Source organism: Pseudomonas fluorescens (assembly GCF_902497745.1).
Taxonomy (GTDB): Bacteria; Pseudomonadota; Gammaproteobacteria; order Pseudomonadales; family Pseudomonadaceae; genus Aquipseudomonas; species Aquipseudomonas fluorescens_BM.
Window position 1 is genome coordinate 331,010 of sequence record NZ_CABVHJ010000003.1, and the last position, 21,803, is coordinate 352,812.

Here is a 21,803-nt window from a genome sequence, read left to right on the forward strand (position 1 = left end):
GCTTTCATGCTGAACAATGTGCTGGTTTTTACAAAGCGCATAAGTTTTTTTCGGCATAAGCCTTATGAAAATTTTTTCTTAGCTACGCTTCAGGATGTTCTTAGCTCTGTTGTTACAAGAGTGAAACGCTTACACCTAAAAATATCGTCAAATATTTGGCGACAGTAACACACCATCAGGACTCAGGGAGATGCACCCATGCGCGTTTTAACCCCCCTCTGCAGCGCGGTTTTGCTGGCCATGGCTTGCACTTCTCAAGCCCAGGCCATGAACCTTACCGAGGCTATTCAAAGCACCATCGCCACTCACCCGGAACTGGCCTCGCGCGTGGACGCCCGCCTGTCGGCAGATGAGCAAGTCAAAGTGGCCAAGGGCGGCTTCTATCCGTCCGTCGATTTGAACGCCGCGTATGGCCGTGGCTACAGCGACAACACCAACACTCGGGCTTTCGGTAATCACCACACCGAAATCCTCAATTACACCCAGTCCGAGCTGCGTCTGCGGCAGATGCTGTTCGACGGTTTCAACACCGCCAACGAGGTCGAGCGCACCAAAGGAGTGTCCAATTCGCGTGCGTATTACGCGCAAGGCACCGCTCAGGATCTGGCCCTGCGCACCATCGAGGTCTATCTCGAAGTACTCAAGCGTCGCGAACTGGTGACCCTGGCCAAGAACAACCTGCAGGCGCATTTGCGCGTCAACGACCAGATCGGCCTGCGTACCGAGCGTGGCGTCGGCAGTACCGCTGACTCGGATCAATCGGTCGCTCGTAAGGCCTTGGCACAGAACAACCTCGACACCGCTGAAGTTGATCTGGCCGACGCCGAATCGAATTTCTACAGCGTGGTCGGGCGCATGCCCGATGAGCTGGAAACCCCGGCGTCGACCCGTGGCGAACTGCCGACCGAATTGCGTGAAGCGCAGCAGAGCATGGTCGACAACAACCCGTACCTGAAGTCCGCGCAGGCTGACGTGCAATCGGCCGAGAGCCAGTACGAAGTCGCCAAGTCGCCGTTCTATCCGCGCTTCGATGCCGAAGCGGCCGTCGGCGCGAACAACAACGTGCAAGGCGATGAAGGCCACGACAACGAATGGCGTGTGGGTGTGGTGATGAACTACAACCTGTTCCGCGGTGGCAGCGACAAGGCACGACTGGCGTCCGATGCGCACCAGATCAACCAGGCGATGGACATCCGCAACAATGCCCTGCGTCAGCTCAACGAGAACATTCGCCTGGCGTGGAACGCCATGGAAAACGCGAAGAAACAGACCCCGACCGCCCGCGAATACGCTGAAACCACCAAGCGCGTACGCGCCGCGTATCAGGATCAGTTCGGCCTCGGCCAACGGACTTTGCTCGACTTGCTCGACAGTGAAAACGAGCTGTACAACGCCAACCGTCGCTACACCGAAATCCGCTACACCGAGGAATATTCGATGTACCGCGTGCTGGCGAACATGGGCCAGTTGCTGAGCAAACAACGGGTGGTGCTGCCGGCCGATGCGATCGCCGCGACTGAGGTCAAAAACGAAGCGCGCCTGCCCGAACTGAAATAAGTCCCCTGTTGATCGTTCCCACGCTCTGCGTGGGAATGACTCAATGGACGCTCTGCGTCCGCTTTGGGACGCGGAGCGTCCCGGGCTGCATTCCCACGCGGAGCGTGGGAACGATCAATGTGTGGATTCCCGTGCCCGTTCAACAGAGGCGATCAATATGACCAGCATGGAACCCGGCCACACCGGGATCGATCCGCGGCTGAGCTTCGATGATCCGTTACTCGACGGTCTGTTGATCCTCTGCAAACTGCATGGCGCCACCGTCAGTCGCGCCAGCCTGAGTGCCGGGCTGCCGTTGAACAAACAACGCTTGAGCCTGGACCTGCTGCCCCGCGCCGCCGCCCGTGCCGGGTTGCAGGCGCGGATTCTGCGCCGTGAGCTGAAAGACATCTCGCCACTCAACTTGCCGATTCTGCTGCTGCTCAACGACGGTCGCACTGCTGTTTTACGGCGTTTCGGCGACGACGGCAAAGCGCTGATCCTGCCCAGCGAAGCCGATGGCGGCGAGCAATGGATCAGCCGCGAAGAACTCACCGAGCACTACAGCGGCCAAGCCTTGTTCGCCCGCCCGCGCCACGAACTCGAAGACCTCCGTTCACCGCTGGTGCCACGGGTGCATGCCTGGTTTCGCGACACGTTGAAGCTGTCGAAATGGCTCTACAGCGATGCGATCCTCGCGAGTTTCCTGATCAACCTGTTGGGGCTGATGGTGCCGCTGTTCGTCATGCAGACCTACGACCGCGTGGTGCCGAATCAGGCCACCTCGACCTTGTGGGTGCTGTCGATCGGGCTGCTGATCGGCACCGGTTTCGAACTGGTGTTGCGGGTGGTGCGTGCGCACCTGCTCGACACTGCCGGCAAGAAAACCGATGTGATCCTTTCCGCGACTTTATTTGAACGCATCACCGGCATGTCGATGAAGGCACGGCCGGCGACCATCGGCGGTTTTGCCCAGAGCATTCATGATTTTCAGGGGCTGCGAGAATTCCTCACGGCGGTAACCCTGACCAGCCTGATCGACCTGCCCTTCGTGGTGCTGATGCTGGTGGTGATCGGTCTGCTCGGCGGCTGGCTGGTGGTGATTCCGCTACTGGCGTTTCCGATCACCATCGTCTTCGCAATGATCATTCAAGTGCGCCTGCGTGACACCGTGCAAAAGAGCCTGAGCCTCGGCGCCGAACGCCAGGCCGTACTGATCGAAACCCTCGGCGGCCTGGAAACCCTCAAGGCCTGCAGCGCCGAAAGCGAGCGCCAGCACAAATGGGAAAGTACCCACGGCGCCCTCACCCGCCTCGACAGCCATGCGCGCAATTTGTCAGCGCTGGCCACCAATGGCACGCTGTTCATTCAACAATTCTCGGGGATGGCGACGATTGTGGCTGGGGTCTACAGCATCATCGCCGGCAACCTAAGCGTCGGTGCGCTGGTCGCCAGTTACATGCTCGGCAGCCGCGTACTCGCGCCGCTGGGACAGATCGCCGGGCTGATCACCCGCTATCAGCAAGCGCAACTGACCATGAAAAGCACCGATGCGCTGATGGCTCTGCCGCAAGAGCGCGATGGCAAGCAGCGGCCGCTGGAACGCACGCAATTGCAAGGCGCGCTGGACGTCAACGGCGTGACCTTTCACTACAACGGCCAGAATGCGCCGGCGCTGAGCAATGTCAGCTTCAGCCTGAAACCCGGTGAGCGGGTCGGCATCATCGGTCGCAGCGGGTCGGGCAAAAGCACCTTGGCGCGATTGGTCATGGGTTTCTATGAACCCGAGGAAGGTCAGCTGTTGCTCGACGGCCTCGATCTGCGCCAGCTCGATGTCGCCGACCTGCGCCAGCAAATCGGTTATGTCGCTCACGATCTGCCGCTGCTGGCCGGCAGTCTGCGCGACAACCTCACGCTCGGCGCGCGCTACATCAGCGATGCGCGGATGCTTGAAGTGGCCGAACTGACCGGCGTTACCGAACTCGCTCGCCAGCATCCGCAAGGTTTCGACCGGCCCGTGGGCGAACGCGGACAATTGCTTTCCGGCGGCCAACGTCAGGCCGTTTTGCTGGCGCGATCGCTGCTGCTCGATCCGCCGATCATGCTGCTCGACGAACCCACCAGTGCCATGGACAACAGCAGCGAAGACTTGCTGCGGCAGAAGCTGCACGGCTGGGTACAAGGTAAGACGCTGCTGCTGGTCACCCACCGTACCTCGATGCTGAGCCTGGTGGACCGATTGCTGGTGCTGGACAACGGCCGGGTCGTCGCCGACGGTCCGAAAGAAGCGGTCATCGATGCACTGCGCAAGGGCCGTGTCGGCTCGGCGGCGGTCTAGGAGTTGCCCCATGTCTGCTTCTTCCGATAGCAAAGAGCGCGGCTACTTCGACAGTTTCGGCAAAAGCGCCGAAGCCGAGTTCATGCCGGAAACCGCCGGCGCTTCCTTGCAGGATTCGCCGCGCTGGTCGCGGATCACCGTGTGGCTGGCCGCTGCGCTGCTGATCAGTGCGGTGGTCTGGGCCAAGTTCGCCGTGCTCGAAGAAGTGACCATGGGCGAAGGCAAAGCGATTCCTTCGAGCAAGGTCCAGGTGATCCAGAACCTTGAAGGCGGGATCGTCACCGAAATTTTCGTCCGCGAAGGGCAGATGGTGAACAAAGGCGATACCTTGCTGCGCCTGGATGACACACGCTTTCGTTCAAACAAAGGGGAAAGCGAGGCTGATCGCTATGCACTGACTGCGCAGGTCGAACGGCTGTCGGCGGAGGCCGAGGGCCGGCCGTTCAAGCTCTCCGCTGAGGTGATCGCCAAGGCGCCGCAAGTCGCCGAAGACGAGCGTTCACTTTACGAACAACGCCAGCGCCGACTGGCCAGTGAGCAGCGCACGTTGAGTGAACAGCTGCGGCAGAAGACTCAGGAACTGGCCGAATTTCGCTCCAAGCAAGGTCAGTTCAGCTCGAGTCTGGCGTTGCTGCAGCAAGAAATGAACATGTCCGAACCGCTGGTTAAAGCCGGTGCGGTGTCACCGGTGGAAATCCTCCGCCTCAAGCGCAGCGCGGTAGAGATCCGAGGTTCATTGAACGCGACGACGCTGGCCATTCCCCGCGCTGAATCGGCGATTGCCGAGATCCGCAGCAAGATCGACGAGTCGGAGCAAACCTTCCGCTCGGAAGCGGCCAAAGAGCTGAACGAGAAACGCACCGACCTGTCGAAAATCACTGCCACCAGCATCGCCATCGACGACCGCGTCACCCGCACCACCGTGACCTCACCGGTGCATGGGGTGATCAAGCAATTGAAGGTCAACACCATTGGCGGCGTGGTTCAACCGGGCAGCGACATGGTTGAAATCGTACCGTTGGAAGACAACTTGCTGATCGAGGCCAAGGTGCGGCCGCAGGATGTCGCGTTTCTGCATCCGGGCCAGAAAGCCATGGTCAAGTTCAGTGCCTACGACTACACGATCTACGGCGGGTTGAGCGCGAAGCTTGAGCTGATCGGCGCCGACACGATTACCGATGACAAGGGCAACAGCTTTTATCTGATTCAGGTGCGCACCGATAAAAACCATTTGGGCGGGGATGTGAAGCCGCTGCTGATTATTCCGGGGATGGTGGCGACGGTGGACATTATTACCGGGGAGAAAAGTGTGCTGGATTACTTGCTGAAACCGGTGCTTAAAGCCCGGACCGAGGCGATGCGCGAACGCTAGTCAGTGTTGAGATTTGCGGTGATTGATCTGGCGCCTTCGCGAGCAGGCTCGCTCCCACAAGGGGATTTGTGGTGAACACAGAGTTTGTGTGCACCTCCGATCAAATGTGGGAGCGAGCCTGCTCGCGAAGAGGCCGGCACAAACGATGACTATCTATCGCCATGGTTACGCTGGAAAGTCTCCGCCCCCATCGCCGCAATCTGCCCCTCGATCAACGCCTCGAACGGCTTGAGCAACCGCTCGAATGATGCCGACGGCTCCAGCGTCTGCAACGCCTGAACAATAGCCTCAATCGTCGACAACGCCCCCGGCCCCGGGGCCTTGCGCAAGCGATAGCGCGACACGCCACCTTCGGCCAACGTCACCCGTGGCAACGCCGCCAACAGAGGATTGAGGTGCAGCATCTTGCGCGCCTTGCGCCAAGTGCCATCCGGAACGACCAGCAACAGTGGTTCATCGGACTCGCCGTAAGCCTGCATCGGCTGCGCATCATCGGCCGGAAACAACAACCGCGCCTGATACCCCGGACGGTTCAACAGCGCCGGCAAATCCTCGAATACCTCACCGACAATCAGCTCGGCATTGGTCAAACCGAGTGCCGCCAATCGAGCAGTATTCAACGCATGATTGACCTCGCTCGGATGCTGCAACAGGAGCACCCGCGTGCGGCTGTCGAGGCTCGGGATCAGCGGGCACAGGCAATGGGTTTGTGGGCGCAGGCAGCGCGGGCATTGAGGTCTGGACATCTTCTTTAAGCCTGATTGAGCTGAGCTTTGAGCAAATCGCGGAAAGTCTGAATCAACGGCTCACGGCTGCGACCCCGGCGCATGATCATCGAGAACGGCGCCTGATAACCGAATGTCGCCGGCAGTAATACACGCAGATCGCCCTTGTCGGCCCAGGCCTGAGCGTAGTGCTCCGGCAGGTAACCAATATAGGCGCCGGACAGCACCAGAATCAGCTGCGCCTCCATACTTTCAACCGTCGCGGCACTGTGTTTGAAACCGTGCCGGGCCAGTTCCGCCTGACTCCAGTAACCGCGTCCGACCATGCGTTGCTGGGTGATGACTTGCTCGGGAATCCGCCGCTCGTTGAACAACGGATGCCGGCTGCTGCAATACAACCAGTGTTGTTCGCGATACAGCGGCATGTAGACCAGACCGCTCATACGCGTAGAAAACGCACCGATGGCCAGGTCGAGACGATTGTCCTGCACGCCGAGCTGCAATTCGTACGGGCTCATTACCGACAGATGCAAATGCACCGCCGGGTGCTCCTGGCTGTAGGCGCCGATGGCTTCGGCGAAGGGCAAGGCCTTGTCGCTGACGGTGGAGTCGATCACACCGAGGTTGAGCGTGCCGCGCAGTTCGCCCTTGAGCGCGGCGGCGTATTGCTCGAAACCTTCGAGTTCGGCGAGCAGGCGCAGGGTTTCCTGATGGAACAACGCGCCCTTGCTGGTCAGACTGAACCCGCCACGCCCGCGATGGCAGAGCACCAGGCCAAGTGCGGCTTCGAGCTGGCTCATGTAGGTGCTGATCGCCGACGTCGACAGATTCAACTCCTGCTGGGCGTTGGCGAAACCCTGATGACGGACGACGCTGACGAAGATGCGCAACAGTTTCAGGTCGGGTAAAGCGTTGGCCATGTCTACTCCGGGCTTTGCAACTGTGTGTCTGTGGGAAAAGCCCCTCACCCCAGCCCTCTCCCCGAGGGAGAGGGAGCTGATCTCCATGGCTTTCAAATCCTGAGCTCGACTCGATTTTTCAGGTCGATGCAGATTCCGCCAACAACTCGGTCGGCCCCCTCTCGCTCTGGGAGTGAGGGAGAGGGAGCTGATCTCCATGGCTTTCAAATCCTGAGTTCGACTCGATTTTTCAAGTCGATGCAGATTCCGCCAACAACTCGGTCGGCCCCCTCTCCCTCCGGGAGAGGGCTGGGGTGAGGGGCGGCAATGTTCAGCCAGGCAAGAATCCCAAGAGCGCAAAGTCTAATCCGCCCACCACCATTAGTTTAGAAAAATCTGAACTAAGTTTTTGCCCGTAGCGATTCTTTCCGCTCACTACATTTCGCATCATCGGCCCCACAGCGGCGCCCGACCCCTTGCTCAACGGTGCGCCGACATAAATAAAACAAAGACGATGAGGCCTTACCCGTGGACAAGATTCTTCACCAACCACTGGGCGGCAACGAAATGCCGCGCTTCGGCGGCATCGCCACCATGCTCCGACTCCCCCATGTACCGACCGCTGCCGGCCTGGACGCTGCCTTTGTTGGCGTGCCACTGGATATCGGTACTTCGCTGCGCCCCGGCACCCGCTTCGGGCCTCGCGACATCCGCACCGAATCGGTGATGATCCGCCCGTACAACATGGCCACCGGCGCTGCGCCGTTCGACTCGCTGTCGGTGGCCGACATCGGTGACGTGGCGATCAACACCTTCAACCTGCTCGACGCCGTGCGCATCATCGAAGAAGCCTACGACAACATTCTCGAGCACAACGTGATCCCGATGACCCTGGGTGGCGACCACACCATCACCCTGCCGATCCTGCGGGCGATTCACAAGAAGCACGGCAAGGTCGGTCTGGTGCACATCGATGCCCACGCTGACGTCAACGATCACATGTTCGGCGAGAAAATCGCTCACGGTACGACCTTCCGTCGCGCTGTCGAAGAAGGTCTGCTGGACTGCGACCGCGTGGTGCAAATTGGTTTGCGCGCGCAGGGTTACACCGCTGACGACTTCAACTGGAGCCGCGATCAGGGCTTCCGCGTGGTTCAGGCCGAAGAGTGCTGGCACAAGTCGCTGGCACCGCTGATGGCCGAAGTGCGCGAGAAAGTCGGCGGCGGTCCGGTGTATCTGAGCTTCGACATCGACGGCATCGACCCGGCCTGGGCGCCTGGCACCGGCACCCCGGAAATCGGTGGTCTGACGACCATTCAGGCGATTGAAATCGTTCGCGGCTGCCAAGGCCTCGACCTGATCGGTTGCGATCTGGTAGAAGTCTCGCCCGCTTATGACACCACCGGCAACACCTCGCTGCTGGCCGCCAACCTGCTGTACGAAATGCTCTGCGTACTGCCTGGCGTGGTCCATCGCTGAGGGTCGGGTCATGAACGAACGTGATCAGGTTCTGCAAGCAGCCGCCGCGCTGGTGGACGCCTTTGCCCGTAACGATCGCGAAGCTTACTTCGGCGCGTTCAGCGCCGATGCGAGTTTCGTCTTCTACACCCTCGAACAGCCGCTGCTGTCGCGCGATGCCTATCAGGCCTTGTGGGACAGCTGGCGCGCCGAGGATGGCTTCGAGGTGCTTGCGTGCACCTCGAGCAACGCCTTCGTCAGCCTGCAAGGTGACGTGGCGATTTTCATCCATGACGTGGCCACCGAGCTGCGCATGCAAGGGGAGCAACACTTCAGCCAGGAGCGCGAGACGATTGTTTTCAAGAAACAAACGTCGAGCCTAGAACAACAAGGCCTTTGGCTGGCCTGTCACGAACATTTGTCCGCAATGCCGGAAGGGCTGCCATCCCCTTAGCCAAACAGGTGACGCCTCACGCACGATGAGGCGCGCCTTTATGATCGGAGCAGATCATGAATAACAACAACAACGACCAAAGCCTTACGCAGATTGAAACCCACGGGGTCGAGCAGATCCCGGACCACGAACGCAGCGCAGGCCCGACGGACTTGTTCCGGATGATCTTCGGTGGTTCGAATACCTTTGCCACCGCCGTGCTCGGCAGTTTCCCGGTGCTGTTCGGTCTGTCTTTTCAGGCCGGCGTCTGGGCGATTGTGTCGGGCGTGCTGCTCGGTTCGCTGATCCTCGCACCGATGGGCTTGTTCGGCCCGCTCAACGGCACCAACAATGCCGTGTCGTCCGGTGCGCACTTCGGCGTACACGGGCGGATCGTCGGTTCGTTCCTGTCGCTGTTGACCGCCATCGCGTTTTTCTCGCTCTCGGTGTGGAGTTCGGGGGACGCGCTGATCGGCGGCGCAAAACGCCTGATCGGTCTGCCGGAAACCGACCTGACTCTGGGCCTGGCCTACGGTCTGTTCGCGATTCTGGTGCTGACCGTGTGCATCTACGGCTTCCGCTTTTTGCTGTGGGTGAACAAGATCGCGGTGTGGAGCGCCAGCCTGTTGTTCCTGCTGGGCATCTTCGCCTTCGCCGGTCCTTTCGACGCGCATTACGCGGGCACCGTCAGCCTCGGGCAGCCGGGCTTCTGGGCGGCGTTCATCGGTGCGGCACTGGTCGCCATGAGCAACCCGATTTCCTTCGGCGCATTCCTCGGTGACTGGTCGCGCTACATCCCGCGAGAAACCTCCAAGCAACGGATCATGGCGGCGGTGGTGCTGTCGCAGATCGCCACGTTCATCCCGTTCCTGTTCGGCCTGAGCACCGCGACCATCGTCGCGATCAAGGCGCCGGACTACATCGCGGCGAACAACTATGTCGGTGGTTTGCTGGCAGTGTCGCCGAGCTGGTTCTTCCTGCCGGTGTGCCTGATTGCGGTGATCGGCGGCATGTCCACCGGCACCACTTCGCTGTATGGCACCGGGCTGGACATGTCCAGCGTATTTCCACGGGTGCTGTCGCGGGTTAAAGCGACGCTGCTGATCGGCGTGCTGTCGATTGCCTTCATCTTCATCGGCCGTTTTGCGGCCAACCTGGTACAGAGCGTGTCGACCTTCGCCGTGCTGATCATCACCTGCACCACGCCGTGGATGGTGATCATGATCATCGGCCTGCTGGTGCGTCGCGGCTTCTACTGCCCGGATGACCTGCAAGTGTTCACTCGCGGCGAACAGGGCGGACGCTACTGGTTCAGCCACGGCTGGAACTGGCGCGGTCTGGGCGCATGGATCCCGAGCGCAGCGGTGGGCTTGTGCTTCGTCAATTTGCCGGGGCAGTTCGTTGGCCCGCTGGGTGAAATGGCCGGTGGTATCGACATCAGCTTGCCGGTGACCCTGGGGCTGGCTTCGGTGGTGTACCTGACGCTGCTGAGCCTGTTCCCGGAACCGCGCGAAGTGTTCGGCCCGAAGGATGCCCGCAGCCAAGTCGTAGAAAAAACTGAACTGCGTCAGGCCGCCTGACGCAGATCCCCCGTGGGAGCGAGCCTGCTCGCGAAAGCAATTCGTCAGACACATCTTTGTTGAATGTGCTGACGCCTTCGCGAGCAGGCTCGCTCCCACAAAGGGCAGCTACACCGAACCAAATTTGTTTCAACATAAAAAAGACAATCGGAGACACGCCATCATGGCTTTGGATTTATTCGTCGTCCTCATCTACGCCGCCGGCATGCTCTTGCTCGGCTACTTCGGCATGCGCAAGGCCAAGACCAACGAGGACTTCCTCGTTGCCGGCCGTAATCTCGGCCCAAGCCTGTACATGGGCACCATGGCCGCCACCGTACTCGGTGGTGCGTCCACCGTCGGCACCGTACGCCTGGGCTACGTGCACGGCATCTCCGGTTTCTGGCTGTGCGCGGCATTGGGTTGCGGCATCGTTGCGCTGAACCTGTTCCTCGCCAAACCGCTGCTGAAACTGAAGATCTACACCGTTACCCAGGTCCTGGAAAAACGCTACAACCCGATGGCCCGCTCGGCCAGCGCAGCAATCATGCTGGCCTACGCGCTGATGATCGGTGTGACCTCGATCCTCGCCATCGGCACCGTCCTGCAAGTGCTGTTTGACCTGCCATTCTGGGTTTCGGTACTCGTCGGCGGTGGCGTGGTGGTGATCTACTCGGCGATCGGCGGCATGTGGTCGCTGACCCTGACCGACATCGTCCAGTTCATCATCAAGACCGTGGGCCTGATGTTCATTCTGTTGCCGATCTGCCTGTACCGCGTCGGCGGCTGGGACGAACTGGTGCTGAAACTGCCGGCGACCGCCTTCAGCTTCACCACCATCGGCTGGGACACGATCATCACCTACTTCATGATCTACTTCTTCGGCATCCTGATCGGTCAGGACATCTGGCAACGGGTGTTCACCGTCAAGACCGCCAAAGTCGCGCAATACGCCGGCAGCATCGCGGGTATCTACTGCATCCTCTACGGCCTGGCCTGCGCGCTGATCGGCATGGCTGCACACGTGCTGATCCCGGATCTGGACAACGTCAACAACGCCTTCGCCGCCATCGTCAAACTGTCGCTGCCGGACGGCATCCGTGGTCTGGTGATCGCTGCGGCACTGGCGGCGATGATGTCCACGGCCAGCGCCGGCCTGCTCGCCGCCGCCACCACGCTGACGGAAGACCTGCTGCCGAAACTGCGTGGCGGCAAACAGTCGAGCCTGGGCATCAACCGCCTGTTCACACTGCTGACCGGTGTTGTCGTGCTGGGTATCGCGCTGGTGGTGAATGACGTGATCAGTGCGCTGACGCTCGCTTACAACCTGTTGGTGGGCGGCATGCTGGTCCCGCTGATCGGTGCGATTTTCTGGAAACGCGCGACCACCGCCGGCGCCATCGCCAGCATGGGCCTGGGTTTCGCCACCGCGCTGCTGTTCATGTTTAAGGATGGTCTGGATGCGAACACGCCGATCTACTACAGCCTGGCTGTGGGTCTGGTGAGTTTTGTGGTGGTGAGCCTGCTCTCCCCTCGCCCGGCGACGGTGGCGAGTGCGATCTAAGCTCTGATGTAACGACTTGATGCTTTCTTCGACGGGTGTGGCGTCGGTTGCCACACCCGTTTTTTTACGTCTGGAGAAAATGATTTATGAAGATCGTTTCTCGCGATCAGTGGTTCGAAGTACAGAGTTTGAGTGACGGCATTAAGCTGATTCATGAACCGTATATTCGGCCGTTTTACCGCTGCAACTTGTGGCATGTGCAGGGGCGCGACAAAGATTTGCTGCTGGACAGCGGTTCAGGTCTGGTGAGCTTGCGTGAACAGTTGCCGTGGATTACCGAGCGCCCGCTGGTGGCGGTTGCCAGTCATTGCCATTTTGACCACATCGCCGGCCATCATGAATTTGCTGAACGGCTGGTGCATCCCGCCGAGGCTGACATTCTGGCCGCACCCGATGGCGAGAATGATTTGAGCCGCGCCTACTTCGGCGATGACATGTTCGAGGCGCACCCGGATTGCCCGTTGTGCTACGCCGAATACCGGGTCAAAGCCGCGCCGGCCACCGGATTTGTCGAGGACGGCGATGTGCTCGATCTGGGCAATCGTACGCTGCAAGTGCTGCACACGCCGGGGCATTCGCCGGGCGGGATCAGCCTGTATGAGGCGGCGACGCAAACCCTGTTCAGCGGCGACATCATCTACGACGGGCCGCTGATCGAAGACGCCTACCACTCCAATCTTGAGGATTACGCCACCAGCCTGAGACGTTTACAGGCGCTGCCGATCCGCACGGTGCATGGCGGGCACTTCGGCAGTTTTTCCGGGGAGCATTTGCGCTCGATGATTGACCAGTGGTTGCGCAGCCACGCCTGAGGCCTGCTTCACTCAAGCACAACAACAATCAGAAAAATCTGCCATGAGAAGAGCTGCCGTGCGTGCCGCCGTGCATCGATATATCCGGCGTCTGCTGGAAACCCGCGAATTCAACGACAACACCAGCCTGGTGCAACTGGGCCTGGAGAAAGCCGACATCGAGGATTTGATCTTTCATCTGGAAGATGAATTCGGACTGACGGCGTTCACCGCCGAGGAAGACCGCATGCTCAAGACCGCGAAGACGGCGAATGACTTGAGCCGGTTTTTGCTGGAGATCGGCCGTCATTAAAAGCAAAAGATCGCAGCCTTCGGCAGCTCCTACATTTATCCGTGCAGGAGCTGCCGAAGGCTGCGATCTCTTGATCTGAATCCTTTGATCTCGGATCGGGGGCGTTACCGGCGCCGTTGTTGACGGCGGCGCCGCTCGTCATCGGTGCGGATCGGTACAGGTTGCAGAGGCGGTTCGATCAGACCGAGGGCAACACCCAAGTCGTGCAGCCAGTTTTGAATTTTCTCTTTCATCGTCATGCCCCCTTCAGGGTGGTGCTGAGCGGCCGGAATTCTGAGGCCGCTTCGCACTGATAATAGTCCGAAGTCCTACGCAATGCTCGGCCAAATCCGCAATGATCTGTTACTGAATTGAACAGAATTCGCGGGCAGTGGTTCAAGCTGTTTCCCGGGTTTCGATCTGAGCCGCAGGATAGACGGCCTGCTGCACCTCGATCCAGGCATTGAGGTTGGCGCCGACCATGCCTTTGCGCCACATGAGCCATGTTGTCGCACCCGCGAATGATTCGGCCAAAGGGTGCACTGCGACACTCTCGCGCCCCGGCAGACTGGCCAGCATAGACTCCGACATCAACGCCACGCCGCTGCCGGCAATCACGCAGGCGAGCATGCCCTGATACGACTCGATCTCCATCGCCCGGCCCATGGTCGCGTGGTAGTGCGCAAACCACGCCTCCAGGCGCATGCGATACGAACACCCGCGACGAAAGGTGAACACCGACCGCCCTTCAACGTCCCGGGCGCTGTGCACTGGCGGATGATCGGGTTCGGTGATCATAACCAATCGCTCTTCGCACAACGGCACACCATCAAGTCCGGCCAGTTCCAGCGGACCATCCACCAACGCCGCATCGAGTCGTCCGGTGAGCAAACCCTCCAGCAGCTCGGCACTCGGCGCCGACTGTACTTGCAGATTCACCGCCGGGTATTGCTTGTGATAGCGCGCCAGCAAGGCCGGCAGATGAATTGCCGCCGTGCTGTACATGGTGCCGAGGACAAAATCCCCCGCCGGTTGCCCGCCCATGACTGCAGCGCTGGCTTGATCGCGTAACGCAAACAACTTGCCGGTGTAATCCAGCAGGACTTTTCCCGCAGGCGAGAGCTGCAAACGCTGACGCTCACGGACGAAAAGCTCTACACCGAGTTGCTCTTCGAGCTGTTTGAGCCGCGTCGACAGGTTCGACGGCACCCGGTGCAGGCGTTCGGCGGCGCGGGTGATCGAGCCCTCCTCGGCCACGGCCTGGAAGATCCGCAGTTGGCTGAATTCCACAACCTTTCTCCAGAACAGAACAAGTTACTCACTATTATTCAATTTTAAAGAAAGTCAATCAGTCCTAGCCTGACGGTCATTGATCCTTCGAAGGAATCCCGACCATGTCGCCCCTGATTCGCTTATCCGCCTGCTTCGTTGCCCTGATGATGGCCATGGGCATCGGGCGTTTCGCCCTCACGCCACAAATGCCACACCTGCTCAGCGAAGGGCAGATCGACCTGACGGCCGCCGGTCTGATCGCTGCGGCCAACTACCTCGGCTACTTGCTCGGTGCGGTCGACGCGATGTTCGCCCATCGCCCGCAGCAGGTTCTCAGACGTCTGCACGGCGGCTTGTGGCTGTGTGTACTGCTGACCTTGGCGTCGTTTTGGGCTGACGGTTTCTGGTCGCACCTGGTGCTGCGCTTTGGCACAGGGGTGGCAAGTGCGTGGGTGCTGGTGATGATCACTTCGCTGAGTCAGCCGCTGGCTGCCGCTGCGGGTCGTCCGCGTTTGGGCGCACTGGTCTTTGCCGGACCGGGGTTGGGGATTTTTCTGACAGGGTTACTGGCGCTGGTCTCACATCTGCTGAATCAGACATCCGCGACGTTATGGCTGATATATGCGGCGGCCGCGTTGCTGATGTTGCTGAGCGTCTGGCGATTGCTACCAATGCCCGTCGCAACGACAACAGCGGTTGCTGCGCCGGTCAGTCCGCCGAATCGGGGCATTGGGCGGCTGGCGGTGATTTATGCGCTGTACGGCGTCGGCTACATCATCCCGGCGACTTTTCTATCGCAAATGGCCAACGCGCAGTTCCACGGACAATGGCAGGCCGATCTGTTCTGGCCGTGTTTCGGTCTGGCCGCGGCACTTGGCGTGTTGCTGGTGAGTCTGCGCCGTCACGATCCCGAAACCACCCGCCACTGGCTGATGGCAACGTTGTGGCTGCAAGCGGCCGGTGTGTTTGCCTGCCTGCTCGGCAGCGGCCTCGGCCTCACGCTGGGCGTGATCCTCTGCGGCACACCGTTCCTGGCGTGTATGCAACTGGTCATGCAACGCTCGCGGGAACTGGCGCCTCATGCCACCCAGCGCAATGCCGGCATGCTCACCGCGTGCTTTGCGCTCGGCCAACTCAGTGGCCCGTTGCTGGCGGCGTTGAGCAGCCATTTCAGCGGCAGTTTGCACCCTGCCTTGGTGATCGCCGGCAGCGGCTTGCTGATTGCCGGCGGTCTGGCGATGCAATCGACTAACGCTGGCCCAGCGCTTTGCGCAAACGCCGACGCAGCCACTGCTCGGCGCTGACAAAGGTGATGCCGAGCAACACCAGCACCGCGCCGATAACGAAGTTCAGACTCAACTGTTCGCCGAGCAAAATCACACCGAAGGTCACGCCAAACAGTGGCGTCATGAACGAAAACACCGCGAGGTTGGCCGCCAGATAACGGCGCAGCAACCAGAACCAGATCAGGTAACTGAAGAACGACACCACCAACCCCTGGAACAACACGCTGGCCACCGCTACGGGAGTCAGGCTGACGTGGGTGATCTGGCCGCTGAACAGCGCAATCAGCAGCAGGCCGAGGAAGCCGACGATCAACTGATAGAACAGAGTCAACGTCACCGGTGCTTCCGACAGACGTGAGGCGCGCACCACCACGGTGGTCGCGCCCCAACAGGCGCCGGCCAACACGCCAAAGGCATCACCGAGCAGCATGCGCCGGTCGAGATTGTCCCACGACACACCGCCAGCGAAGGCAATCGCGATGCCGATAAACGCGAGCAGAATGCCCAGCCATTGCAGCGGTCGCAGTCGCTCACTGGCCAACAGGAAATGCACGCCCAGCGCAGTGAAAATCGGCGCGGTGTAGAGGAACACCGACATGTGTGCTGCGGTGGTCAGTTGCAAGCCTTCGGCGATGAAGAAGAACTCCAGACCAAACAGCGCACCGGCCAGCAAGCCGCCGCGCCAGGTGTTGCCGACCTGATCCCAGCCGCCCTTCCAGCAGATCAGCAAGCCGACCAGCAGCGCGGAAATCCCCGAGCGCGCGGCTGCTTGCATCACCGGGGCAATGTCCGGCGCCGCCCACTTGATCATCACCTGCTGTACGCCCCAGATCAGGCAGAGGCCGATCATCACTTGCAGGGCAAAACTGTCGGCATTACGCCGCTCAACACTCACCGCAACACCTCGAACACGCACAACATGGCAGGCCATCCAATGGTCAAAAACAATGCTGGGGATTATCAATCAGTCGGGCGGAAAAAGCCGTCTGGAAAAGACATTTGTTTCTTCAGTGGCGGCAGGGGTGAATGGCTGTCGGCTGCGCCGCCATTCGCGAGCAAGCTCGCTCCCACAATTGAACGCATTTCCCTGTGGGAGCGAGCTTGCTCGCGAAGAGGTCCGCACCGCCAACCCGCATTTCGGATCAGAACGTGGCAAACCGCCTCGCCAACAAAAAACCAACAGTACAAGCCACCGCCGTGGCAAACGTCCCCCACGCCCAGTCCAACAACGTCACCTGCACCGACCACCCGCGCAACGTCGCCCAATTAGTCAGGTCATACGTGCCGTAAGCTACCAGACCTAACAACGCGCCCCGCTTCGCCGCCCATTGCCACGTCACGGCCGGCAGCACCACAAACATCACGCAACCAAAAACATACAGGCAATAAAAAACCGCTGCCGGAACCAGCAGCGGTTTTTCGAGCATCAGCGGACCGAGCAGTTCGCGATAGGTCGGCGCCATCAACAGGCCGAGCCAGATGCCGTCAAGCAGCAGAAACGTCAGCAGCGTTGCAACATAGGCAATCAGCACTTTTTTCATCGACCCGACCTCATGTGTGTCCCATGCAAGATGGGCCACCCAAGGCTCAGGTTAGTTCAATGCGATCAGCATGAATGACGATCTTGCCTTCCTTGTACAGTGCACCGATAGCTTTCTTGAAGTTGCCTTTGCTGACGCCGAACAGGCTGCTGATCAACGCCGGATCGCTCTTGTCGCTGACCGGCAGCGTGCCGCTGTTGTCGCGCAATTTGGCTAGGATCTTCGAGTTCAGGCTGCTCGCCGCTTCCTGGCCAACCGGTTGCAGGCTCAGGGCGATCTTGCCGTCGGCACGGATTTCCTTGATGTAGCCCTTCTCGCTCATGCCGGCGCGCATGAACTTGAAGATTTCGTTCTTGTGAATCAAACCCCAGTGCTTGTTGTTGATGATCGCCTTGAAACCCATGTCGGTGGCTTCGGCAACCAGCAGATCAACTTCCTGGCCCTGGCTGTAGTTGGCCGGGGTCTTGTCGAGGTAGCGATCCAGACGCGCGGTCGCGGTGATGCGGCGGGTGTGCTTGTCGAGGTAGACGTGCACCACACAATATTCGCCGGCGGTCATCTGGCGCTTTTCTTCGGAGTACGGCAGCAACAGGTCCTTCGGCAGCCCCCAATCGAGGAACACACCGATGCTGTTGACTTCAACGACTTTCAGACTGGCAAATTCACCCACCTGAACTTTTGGTTTTTCCGTCGTCGCGAGAAGTTTGTCTTCGCTGTCCAGATAAACAAATACGTTGAGCCAGTCTTCATCTTCGCTGGGAATATCTTTCGGGATATAACGGTTGGGCAAAAGAATTTCGCCGTCGGCACCGCCGTCCAGATATAAACCGAAGTTAGTGTGTTTAACCACTTGCAAACTGTTGTAACGCCCGACTAAAGCCATTTCCAGAACCCTCATTGCGTGGGCGGCATTCTACCCGTTTTTGTCGAGGGCGTCGGGCGGCAGATCCGCACGCTCCGGAAATTTGCGCAACGCCCTGATTTTCCTTGTGTGCGGCGGGGCTGAGGTGCCGCTCGTCAGGCAGGTGTCACCGCTCGCGGTTGAATATTTCAGTGCCTCAAAGCCTCAATGTTCTTATTTAAAACAGCAGGTTAGCCAGATATTTCGAATATTTAATCGAGAATAATGCAGCACAGCGCTTGGTTATTCCGGGGGATATTTACCAAGCAATTGTCAAGTTATTCCTGTACGATGCCTGGCCAAGTTACTTTTCTACAGGTTAATGGCCGCCATGCGTGTAAAAGCATCCACCAGCAAAGCAAAGCCAGCTCCAGCCGTTGAAACCAGCGAATCGATCAATGATCAGATTGCGGCGTTCCTCAAGTCCGGCGGCGAGATTCAGCAAATTGCCAAAGGCGTCAGTGGCCAGACATTCGGCCCGTCCAAGCAGATCAGCCTGGGCAAGAAGTAACACCCGGTTTTACACCCGTCCAGAGGCGCTTTGAGCTTCGAAGCGCCTGGACTGGCACCGCGCAACATCCCCTCCGTTTTAAACAAAAATCCTAGTAAATCGACGAACGGCCTTCAATGCCGATCATTCGCCGGTATTCTTGCACGCGTCTAGATCAAGCGTTTCAGCAGGCCCGCCGCCCTGCCCTCGCTGTTCATGGAGTGACGCATGCACAAATCTTCCTGTTTATCACTTGTAGGCCTGCTGGCTTGCGCGACTGCGCACGCGCAGATTTTCCAGCGTGAACTGGGCGATTTCGATCTTAAACTCGGCACCACCCCCACCCGCAGCATGGCCCAAGGCCTGGTCAAACCGGCAGCCGTCGGTTCGTTCCATGGCGGTCTCGACCTCAGCCACGATAGTGGCCTCTACGTCGGCCAGTACGCACCGAGCATGGGCATCACGCCGGGCAAGAATCTCGAAATCGATTCCTACGTCGGCTTTAAACAACCTTTCGATCAAACCCTGGGCTATGAAGTCGGGATGATCCACTACAGCTATCCCAAGGTAGACACCCTCGACAGCCAGGAGCTGTTCGGTGGTCTGACCCTGCTCGGCAGCCGTTTCGGCGTGGCCTTCAGCAATGACCCGGATAAACAGAACAACACCTTGTTTGCCGATCTTGGCGGCAACCAGCCGTTCGGCATCGGCGTCAGCATGAAATACACCACCCACCAGATGAACACGCCCGTCGCCGTGGACGGTGGTTATGTCAGCAGTTTTACCGACTGGTCGGTGAAATTGTCCCGGCCGTTCATGGGCGTCGACCTCGACCTGATCTACAGCAATTCCAGCCTCAGCGGCAGCGATTGTTCGGCCTACTCCGGGCACAACAGCGAGTGCGACGGCCTCGTCACCCTCAAGGCTGCGCGCGCGTTCTATTGATCGGCTGAACTGCCGGGTTCATTCTGCGTTCACATAGGAATCAGTCCCTCGAAGCCAGGCTCACGCAAGGATTCGCCCATGTCTCGCTGGTTCAAACACATCGCCGCGCTACTGATCTTTACCCTCGCCCTCGGCGCCTGCAGCCGTGTCGGCCTGGCCTATCGCAATCTCGACGTGATCATTCCGTGGACGCTCGGCGATTACCTGGACATGAACGGCGAGCAGAAAGACTGGTTCAACGAACGCCTCAAGGATCACCTGAGCTGGCATTGCACCACGCAATTGCCGGGTTATCTGGACTGGCTTGATCGCCTGCAGACCATGGTCGAAACCAATCAGGTCACCGATACCGCGTTACAGGCGCGCACGACGGAAGCCAAGCAGGCCATTGCCGAAACCGCTCGAGAGATCACCCCTTCGGCCATTGAGTTGTTGCAAGGTCTGGATGACAAGCAAGTGGCCGAGATGAATGACGCGTTTGCCAAGGATCTGCGCAAGCGTCAGCAGGAATACCTCAAACCACCGCTTGATCAACAAATTGCCGAGCGTGGCGCGCGGATGGTTAAACGCTTGAATGACTGGCTCGGCCCCTTGAGCGCCACCCAGGAACAGCGGGTCATGGCCTGGTCGACCGCGTTGGGCGATCAGTACACCCAATGGATCGCCAATCGCGCCCATTGGCAGAAGCAATTCAGTGCCGCCGTCGCACAACGCAAAAGCCCCGAATTCCCACAGAGAATCGAGACGCTTCTGGTCAATCGAGAGAGTTTATGGACAGCGGATTACCGCAAGGCCTTCGCCGATACTGAAGCGCAGGGGCGCTCGCTGGCGGTGGACTTGATGGCCGAGAGTACGCCGCAACAGCGTCAGCGCTTGTTGAAGAAGATCGAAGGCGTGCGCAAAGACTTCAACGACCTCAAGTGCCTCAAAGCTGCGCAAAAAACCTGAACATACCCGAATCCAATGTAGGAGTGAGCCTGCTCGCGATAGCGGACTTCCAGTGACATCAATGTTGATTGGAAGACCGCAATCGCGAGCAGGCTCACTCCTACAGGGGGATCCGCGTGAACTCAGGCGATCTGGGCTTTTGAAGCCACTTCGTCGAACGTGGCCTCGGCCAGCGCATCCTCCTGCTCATCCAGCACCTGACGCGGGTGATCGTTGCCGGGAATGCTGCTGTCGATCAGGCTCAGCAGGCTGGAACCGCGCGGGGTCAGGACAAAATTGTTTCCGGTGCTGCCCTTTTCGTCCGGACGCGGTGCGATATAGCCGCGCAGGAGCAACAGTCTTTCATAGTCGCAAGCCAGCGTTTTCAGGTGATCAAGGTTCTCGATCGGTTCGCCCGCACTGGCTTTCTCCGCCGCATAGTCTTCGGCATAGGCCCGAGGGGCGAAACTGTGGCCTGCACTGTTCTGCACTTCGTGCAGCAAGCGTTCAATCAAATCCCAGTTATAAGCCTTCATCCTGATACAACCTCCGGTGCGCGTGATTTACGGCGCGTTCATAGGTTGTGACCTGAGCGGTTCCCAGCCGTTCAGCCGCATTTGCCGAGCCGACCGACCGGCGGTCTGTCGATTTCCCGCAGGGTTAAACGACTAGTCTGAAACAGACGGTTTCAACCCCGCAGGAGAAATCATCATGAACGTTGAGAATCATCCGGTGGTATCGCGCGAAGAATGGCTCGCCGCGCGTAAAAAACACCTTGCTCACGAAAAAGCCTTCACCAAGGAACGCGACCGCCTCAGCGCTGAACGTCGCGCGCTGCCGTGGGTAAAGGTCGACAAGGACTACCACTTTCAGGGGCCCAACGGCGAAATGAAGCTGGCCGACCTGTTCGGCAAACACAGCCAACTGGTGGTTTACCACTTCATGTTTGCCAAGGACTGGGAAGAAGGTTGCCAGGGCTGCTCGTTTCTCAGTGACCACATCGATGGCGCCAACCTGCATTTGGCGCATCACGATATCGCCGTGGTTGCTGTGTCTCATGCACCGTTTAATGAGTTCCAGGATTTTAAGCGGCGGATGGGCTGGAAGTTTGACTGGGTGTCGTCAGAGGGTTGCGACTTCAACTATGACTTCGGTGTTTGCGCACGGGCTGAGGATGTCGCGGCCGGAAAGGCTACGTACAACTACGAAAAGACTGACAGCGCTGAGGAGGAAATGCCGGGGTTGAGTGTGTTTTATCGTGATGAGGCCGGGGAGATTTTCCATACCTACTCGACCTACGCTCGCGGTCTGGACATGCTGGTCGGCGCCTACAACTACCTCGACCTCACGCCCAAGGGCAGGAATGAAGACGAGATCATGGAATGGGTGCGGCATCATGATCGGTATGAAGGTACCGCAAAATCTGCCTGCTGCCATGATCAATAAGACTGTCAGTCAGATGCTGATTTTCCAC

The 21,803-nt window shown here is 59.3% G+C and carries 22 protein-coding genes; 14 read left to right on the top strand and 8 right to left on the bottom strand.

Going from position 1 to position 21,803, the window contains the following annotated elements:
- The first annotated feature begins 198 nt into the window (after positions 1 to 198).
- The 3 genes from F8N44_RS06630 to F8N44_RS06640 all read left to right on the top strand — a co-directional run bounded on the left by F8N44_RS06630 (position 199) and on the right by F8N44_RS06640 (position 5,246).
- Entirely contained in the window at positions 199 to 1,557 is a 1,359-nt protein-coding gene (locus F8N44_RS06630; RefSeq protein ID WP_150649757.1) for a TolC family outer membrane protein, read from the top strand.
- A 157-nt stretch (positions 1,558 to 1,714) separates the two neighbouring features.
- Entirely contained in the window at positions 1,715 to 3,874 is a 2,160-nt protein-coding gene (locus tag F8N44_RS06635; RefSeq protein WP_150649758.1) for a type I secretion system permease/ATPase, read from the top strand.
- A gap of 10 nt (positions 3,875 to 3,884) precedes the next feature.
- Positions 3,885 to 5,246, top strand: a complete 1,362-nt coding sequence (locus F8N44_RS06640) for an HlyD family type I secretion periplasmic adaptor subunit (protein WP_150649759.1) — start codon at positions 3,885 to 3,887, stop codon at positions 5,244 to 5,246.
- 149 nt (positions 5,247 to 5,395) lie between these two features.
- On the opposite strand, the gene F8N44_RS06645 is transcribed toward F8N44_RS06640, so the two are convergent.
- Both F8N44_RS06645 and F8N44_RS06650 read right to left on the bottom strand, forming a co-directional pair.
- Complete coding sequence (locus F8N44_RS06645; protein WP_150649760.1) at positions 5,396 to 5,992, bottom strand: tRNA-uridine aminocarboxypropyltransferase; 597 nt, start codon at positions 5,990 to 5,992, stop codon at positions 5,396 to 5,398.
- Positions 5,993 to 5,997: 5 nt separating this feature from the next.
- Entirely contained in the window at positions 5,998 to 6,891 is an 894-nt protein-coding gene (locus F8N44_RS06650; protein WP_150649761.1) for a LysR family transcriptional regulator, read from the bottom strand.
- A 507-nt stretch (positions 6,892 to 7,398) separates the two neighbouring features.
- Here F8N44_RS06650 and speB point away from each other — a divergent pair.
- The 6 genes from speB to F8N44_RS06680 all read left to right on the top strand — a co-directional run bounded on the left by speB (position 7,399) and on the right by F8N44_RS06680 (position 12,988).
- Positions 7,399 to 8,349, top strand: a complete 951-nt coding sequence (gene speB / locus F8N44_RS06655; protein ID WP_003222717.1) for an agmatinase — start codon at positions 7,399 to 7,401, stop codon at positions 8,347 to 8,349.
- A 10-nt stretch (positions 8,350 to 8,359) separates the two neighbouring features.
- Positions 8,360 to 8,782 (top strand): YybH family protein, encoded by a 423-nt coding sequence (locus F8N44_RS06660; protein WP_150649762.1) that lies wholly within the window; start codon positions 8,360 to 8,362, stop codon positions 8,780 to 8,782.
- 56 nt (positions 8,783 to 8,838) lie between these two features.
- Complete coding sequence (locus F8N44_RS06665) at positions 8,839 to 10,341, top strand: purine-cytosine permease family protein (RefSeq protein WP_150649763.1); 1,503 nt, start codon at positions 8,839 to 8,841, stop codon at positions 10,339 to 10,341.
- 163 nt (positions 10,342 to 10,504) lie between these two features.
- Entirely contained in the window at positions 10,505 to 11,884 is a 1,380-nt protein-coding gene (locus tag F8N44_RS06670) for a sodium:solute symporter (protein ID WP_150649764.1), read from the top strand.
- Between the two features lie 86 nt (positions 11,885 to 11,970).
- Complete coding sequence (locus tag F8N44_RS06675) at positions 11,971 to 12,696, top strand: MBL fold metallo-hydrolase (RefSeq protein WP_150649765.1); 726 nt, start codon at positions 11,971 to 11,973, stop codon at positions 12,694 to 12,696.
- A gap of 43 nt (positions 12,697 to 12,739) precedes the next feature.
- Positions 12,740 to 12,988: a phosphopantetheine-containing protein gene (locus F8N44_RS06680; protein WP_034153223.1), complete on the top strand. Its 249-nt coding sequence runs from the start codon at positions 12,740 to 12,742 to the stop codon at positions 12,986 to 12,988.
- A gap of 104 nt (positions 12,989 to 13,092) precedes the next feature.
- Here F8N44_RS06680 and F8N44_RS32030 read toward each other — a convergent pair whose 3' ends face one another.
- Positions 13,093 to 13,221: a PA1414 family protein gene (locus F8N44_RS32030; RefSeq protein ID WP_263597100.1), complete on the bottom strand. Its 129-nt coding sequence runs from the start codon at positions 13,219 to 13,221 to the stop codon at positions 13,093 to 13,095.
- A 142-nt stretch (positions 13,222 to 13,363) separates the two neighbouring features.
- Positions 13,364 to 14,257, bottom strand: coding sequence for a putrescine utilization regulator PtrR (gene ptrR / locus F8N44_RS06685; protein ID WP_150649766.1), 894 nt, complete (start codon positions 14,255 to 14,257; stop codon positions 13,364 to 13,366).
- A gap of 104 nt (positions 14,258 to 14,361) precedes the next feature.
- Here ptrR and F8N44_RS06690 point away from each other — a divergent pair, with 104 nt between their 5' ends.
- Positions 14,362 to 15,543, top strand: coding sequence for an MFS transporter (locus tag F8N44_RS06690; protein ID WP_150649767.1), 1,182 nt, complete (start codon positions 14,362 to 14,364; stop codon positions 15,541 to 15,543).
- Here the strand turns inward: F8N44_RS06690 and F8N44_RS06695 are convergent.
- The 3 genes from F8N44_RS06695 to F8N44_RS06710 form a co-directional block, all read right to left on the bottom strand.
- Entirely contained in the window at positions 15,488 to 16,420 is a 933-nt protein-coding gene (locus F8N44_RS06695) for a DMT family transporter (protein WP_150649835.1), read from the bottom strand. The genes F8N44_RS06690 and F8N44_RS06695 overlap by 56 nt on opposite strands.
- A gap of 247 nt (positions 16,421 to 16,667) precedes the next feature.
- The gene (locus tag F8N44_RS06705; protein WP_150649769.1) at positions 16,668 to 17,066 is read right to left on the bottom strand and encodes a DUF2177 family protein; all 399 of its coding nucleotides are present in this window, start codon (positions 17,064 to 17,066) and stop codon (positions 16,668 to 16,670) included.
- A 46-nt stretch (positions 17,067 to 17,112) separates the two neighbouring features.
- Positions 17,113 to 17,949: a S1 RNA-binding domain-containing protein gene (locus tag F8N44_RS06710; protein WP_150649770.1), complete on the bottom strand. Its 837-nt coding sequence runs from the start codon at positions 17,947 to 17,949 to the stop codon at positions 17,113 to 17,115.
- A 340-nt stretch (positions 17,950 to 18,289) separates the two neighbouring features.
- Between F8N44_RS06710 and F8N44_RS06715 the strand changes: the two genes are divergently transcribed.
- The 3 genes from F8N44_RS06715 (at position 18,290) to F8N44_RS06725 (ending at position 20,350) form a co-directional block, all read left to right on the top strand.
- On the top strand, positions 18,290 to 18,478 hold the full coding sequence (locus F8N44_RS06715) for a hypothetical protein (protein ID WP_016985943.1): 189 nt from the start codon (positions 18,290 to 18,292) through the stop codon (positions 18,476 to 18,478).
- A 207-nt stretch (positions 18,479 to 18,685) separates the two neighbouring features.
- On the top strand, positions 18,686 to 19,402 hold the full coding sequence (locus tag F8N44_RS06720) for a TorF family putative porin (protein ID WP_150649771.1): 717 nt from the start codon (positions 18,686 to 18,688) through the stop codon (positions 19,400 to 19,402).
- Positions 19,403 to 19,480: 78 nt separating this feature from the next.
- Entirely contained in the window at positions 19,481 to 20,350 is an 870-nt protein-coding gene (locus F8N44_RS06725; RefSeq protein ID WP_150649772.1) for a DUF6279 family lipoprotein, read from the top strand.
- A gap of 122 nt (positions 20,351 to 20,472) precedes the next feature.
- On the opposite strand, the gene F8N44_RS06735 is transcribed toward F8N44_RS06725, so the two are convergent.
- Positions 20,473 to 20,865 carry a transcriptional regulator gene (locus tag F8N44_RS06735; protein ID WP_150649773.1) on the bottom strand — a complete coding sequence of 131 codons (393 nt, stop codon included), beginning with the start codon at positions 20,863 to 20,865 and terminating at the stop codon, positions 20,473 to 20,475.
- Positions 20,866 to 21,040: 175 nt separating this feature from the next.
- Here F8N44_RS06735 and F8N44_RS06740 point away from each other — a divergent pair, with 175 nt between their 5' ends.
- Positions 21,041 to 21,775 carry a DUF899 domain-containing protein gene (locus F8N44_RS06740; RefSeq protein ID WP_150649774.1) on the top strand — a complete coding sequence of 245 codons (735 nt, stop codon included), beginning with the start codon at positions 21,041 to 21,043 and terminating at the stop codon, positions 21,773 to 21,775.
- Positions 21,776 to 21,803 lie beyond the last annotated feature (28 nt).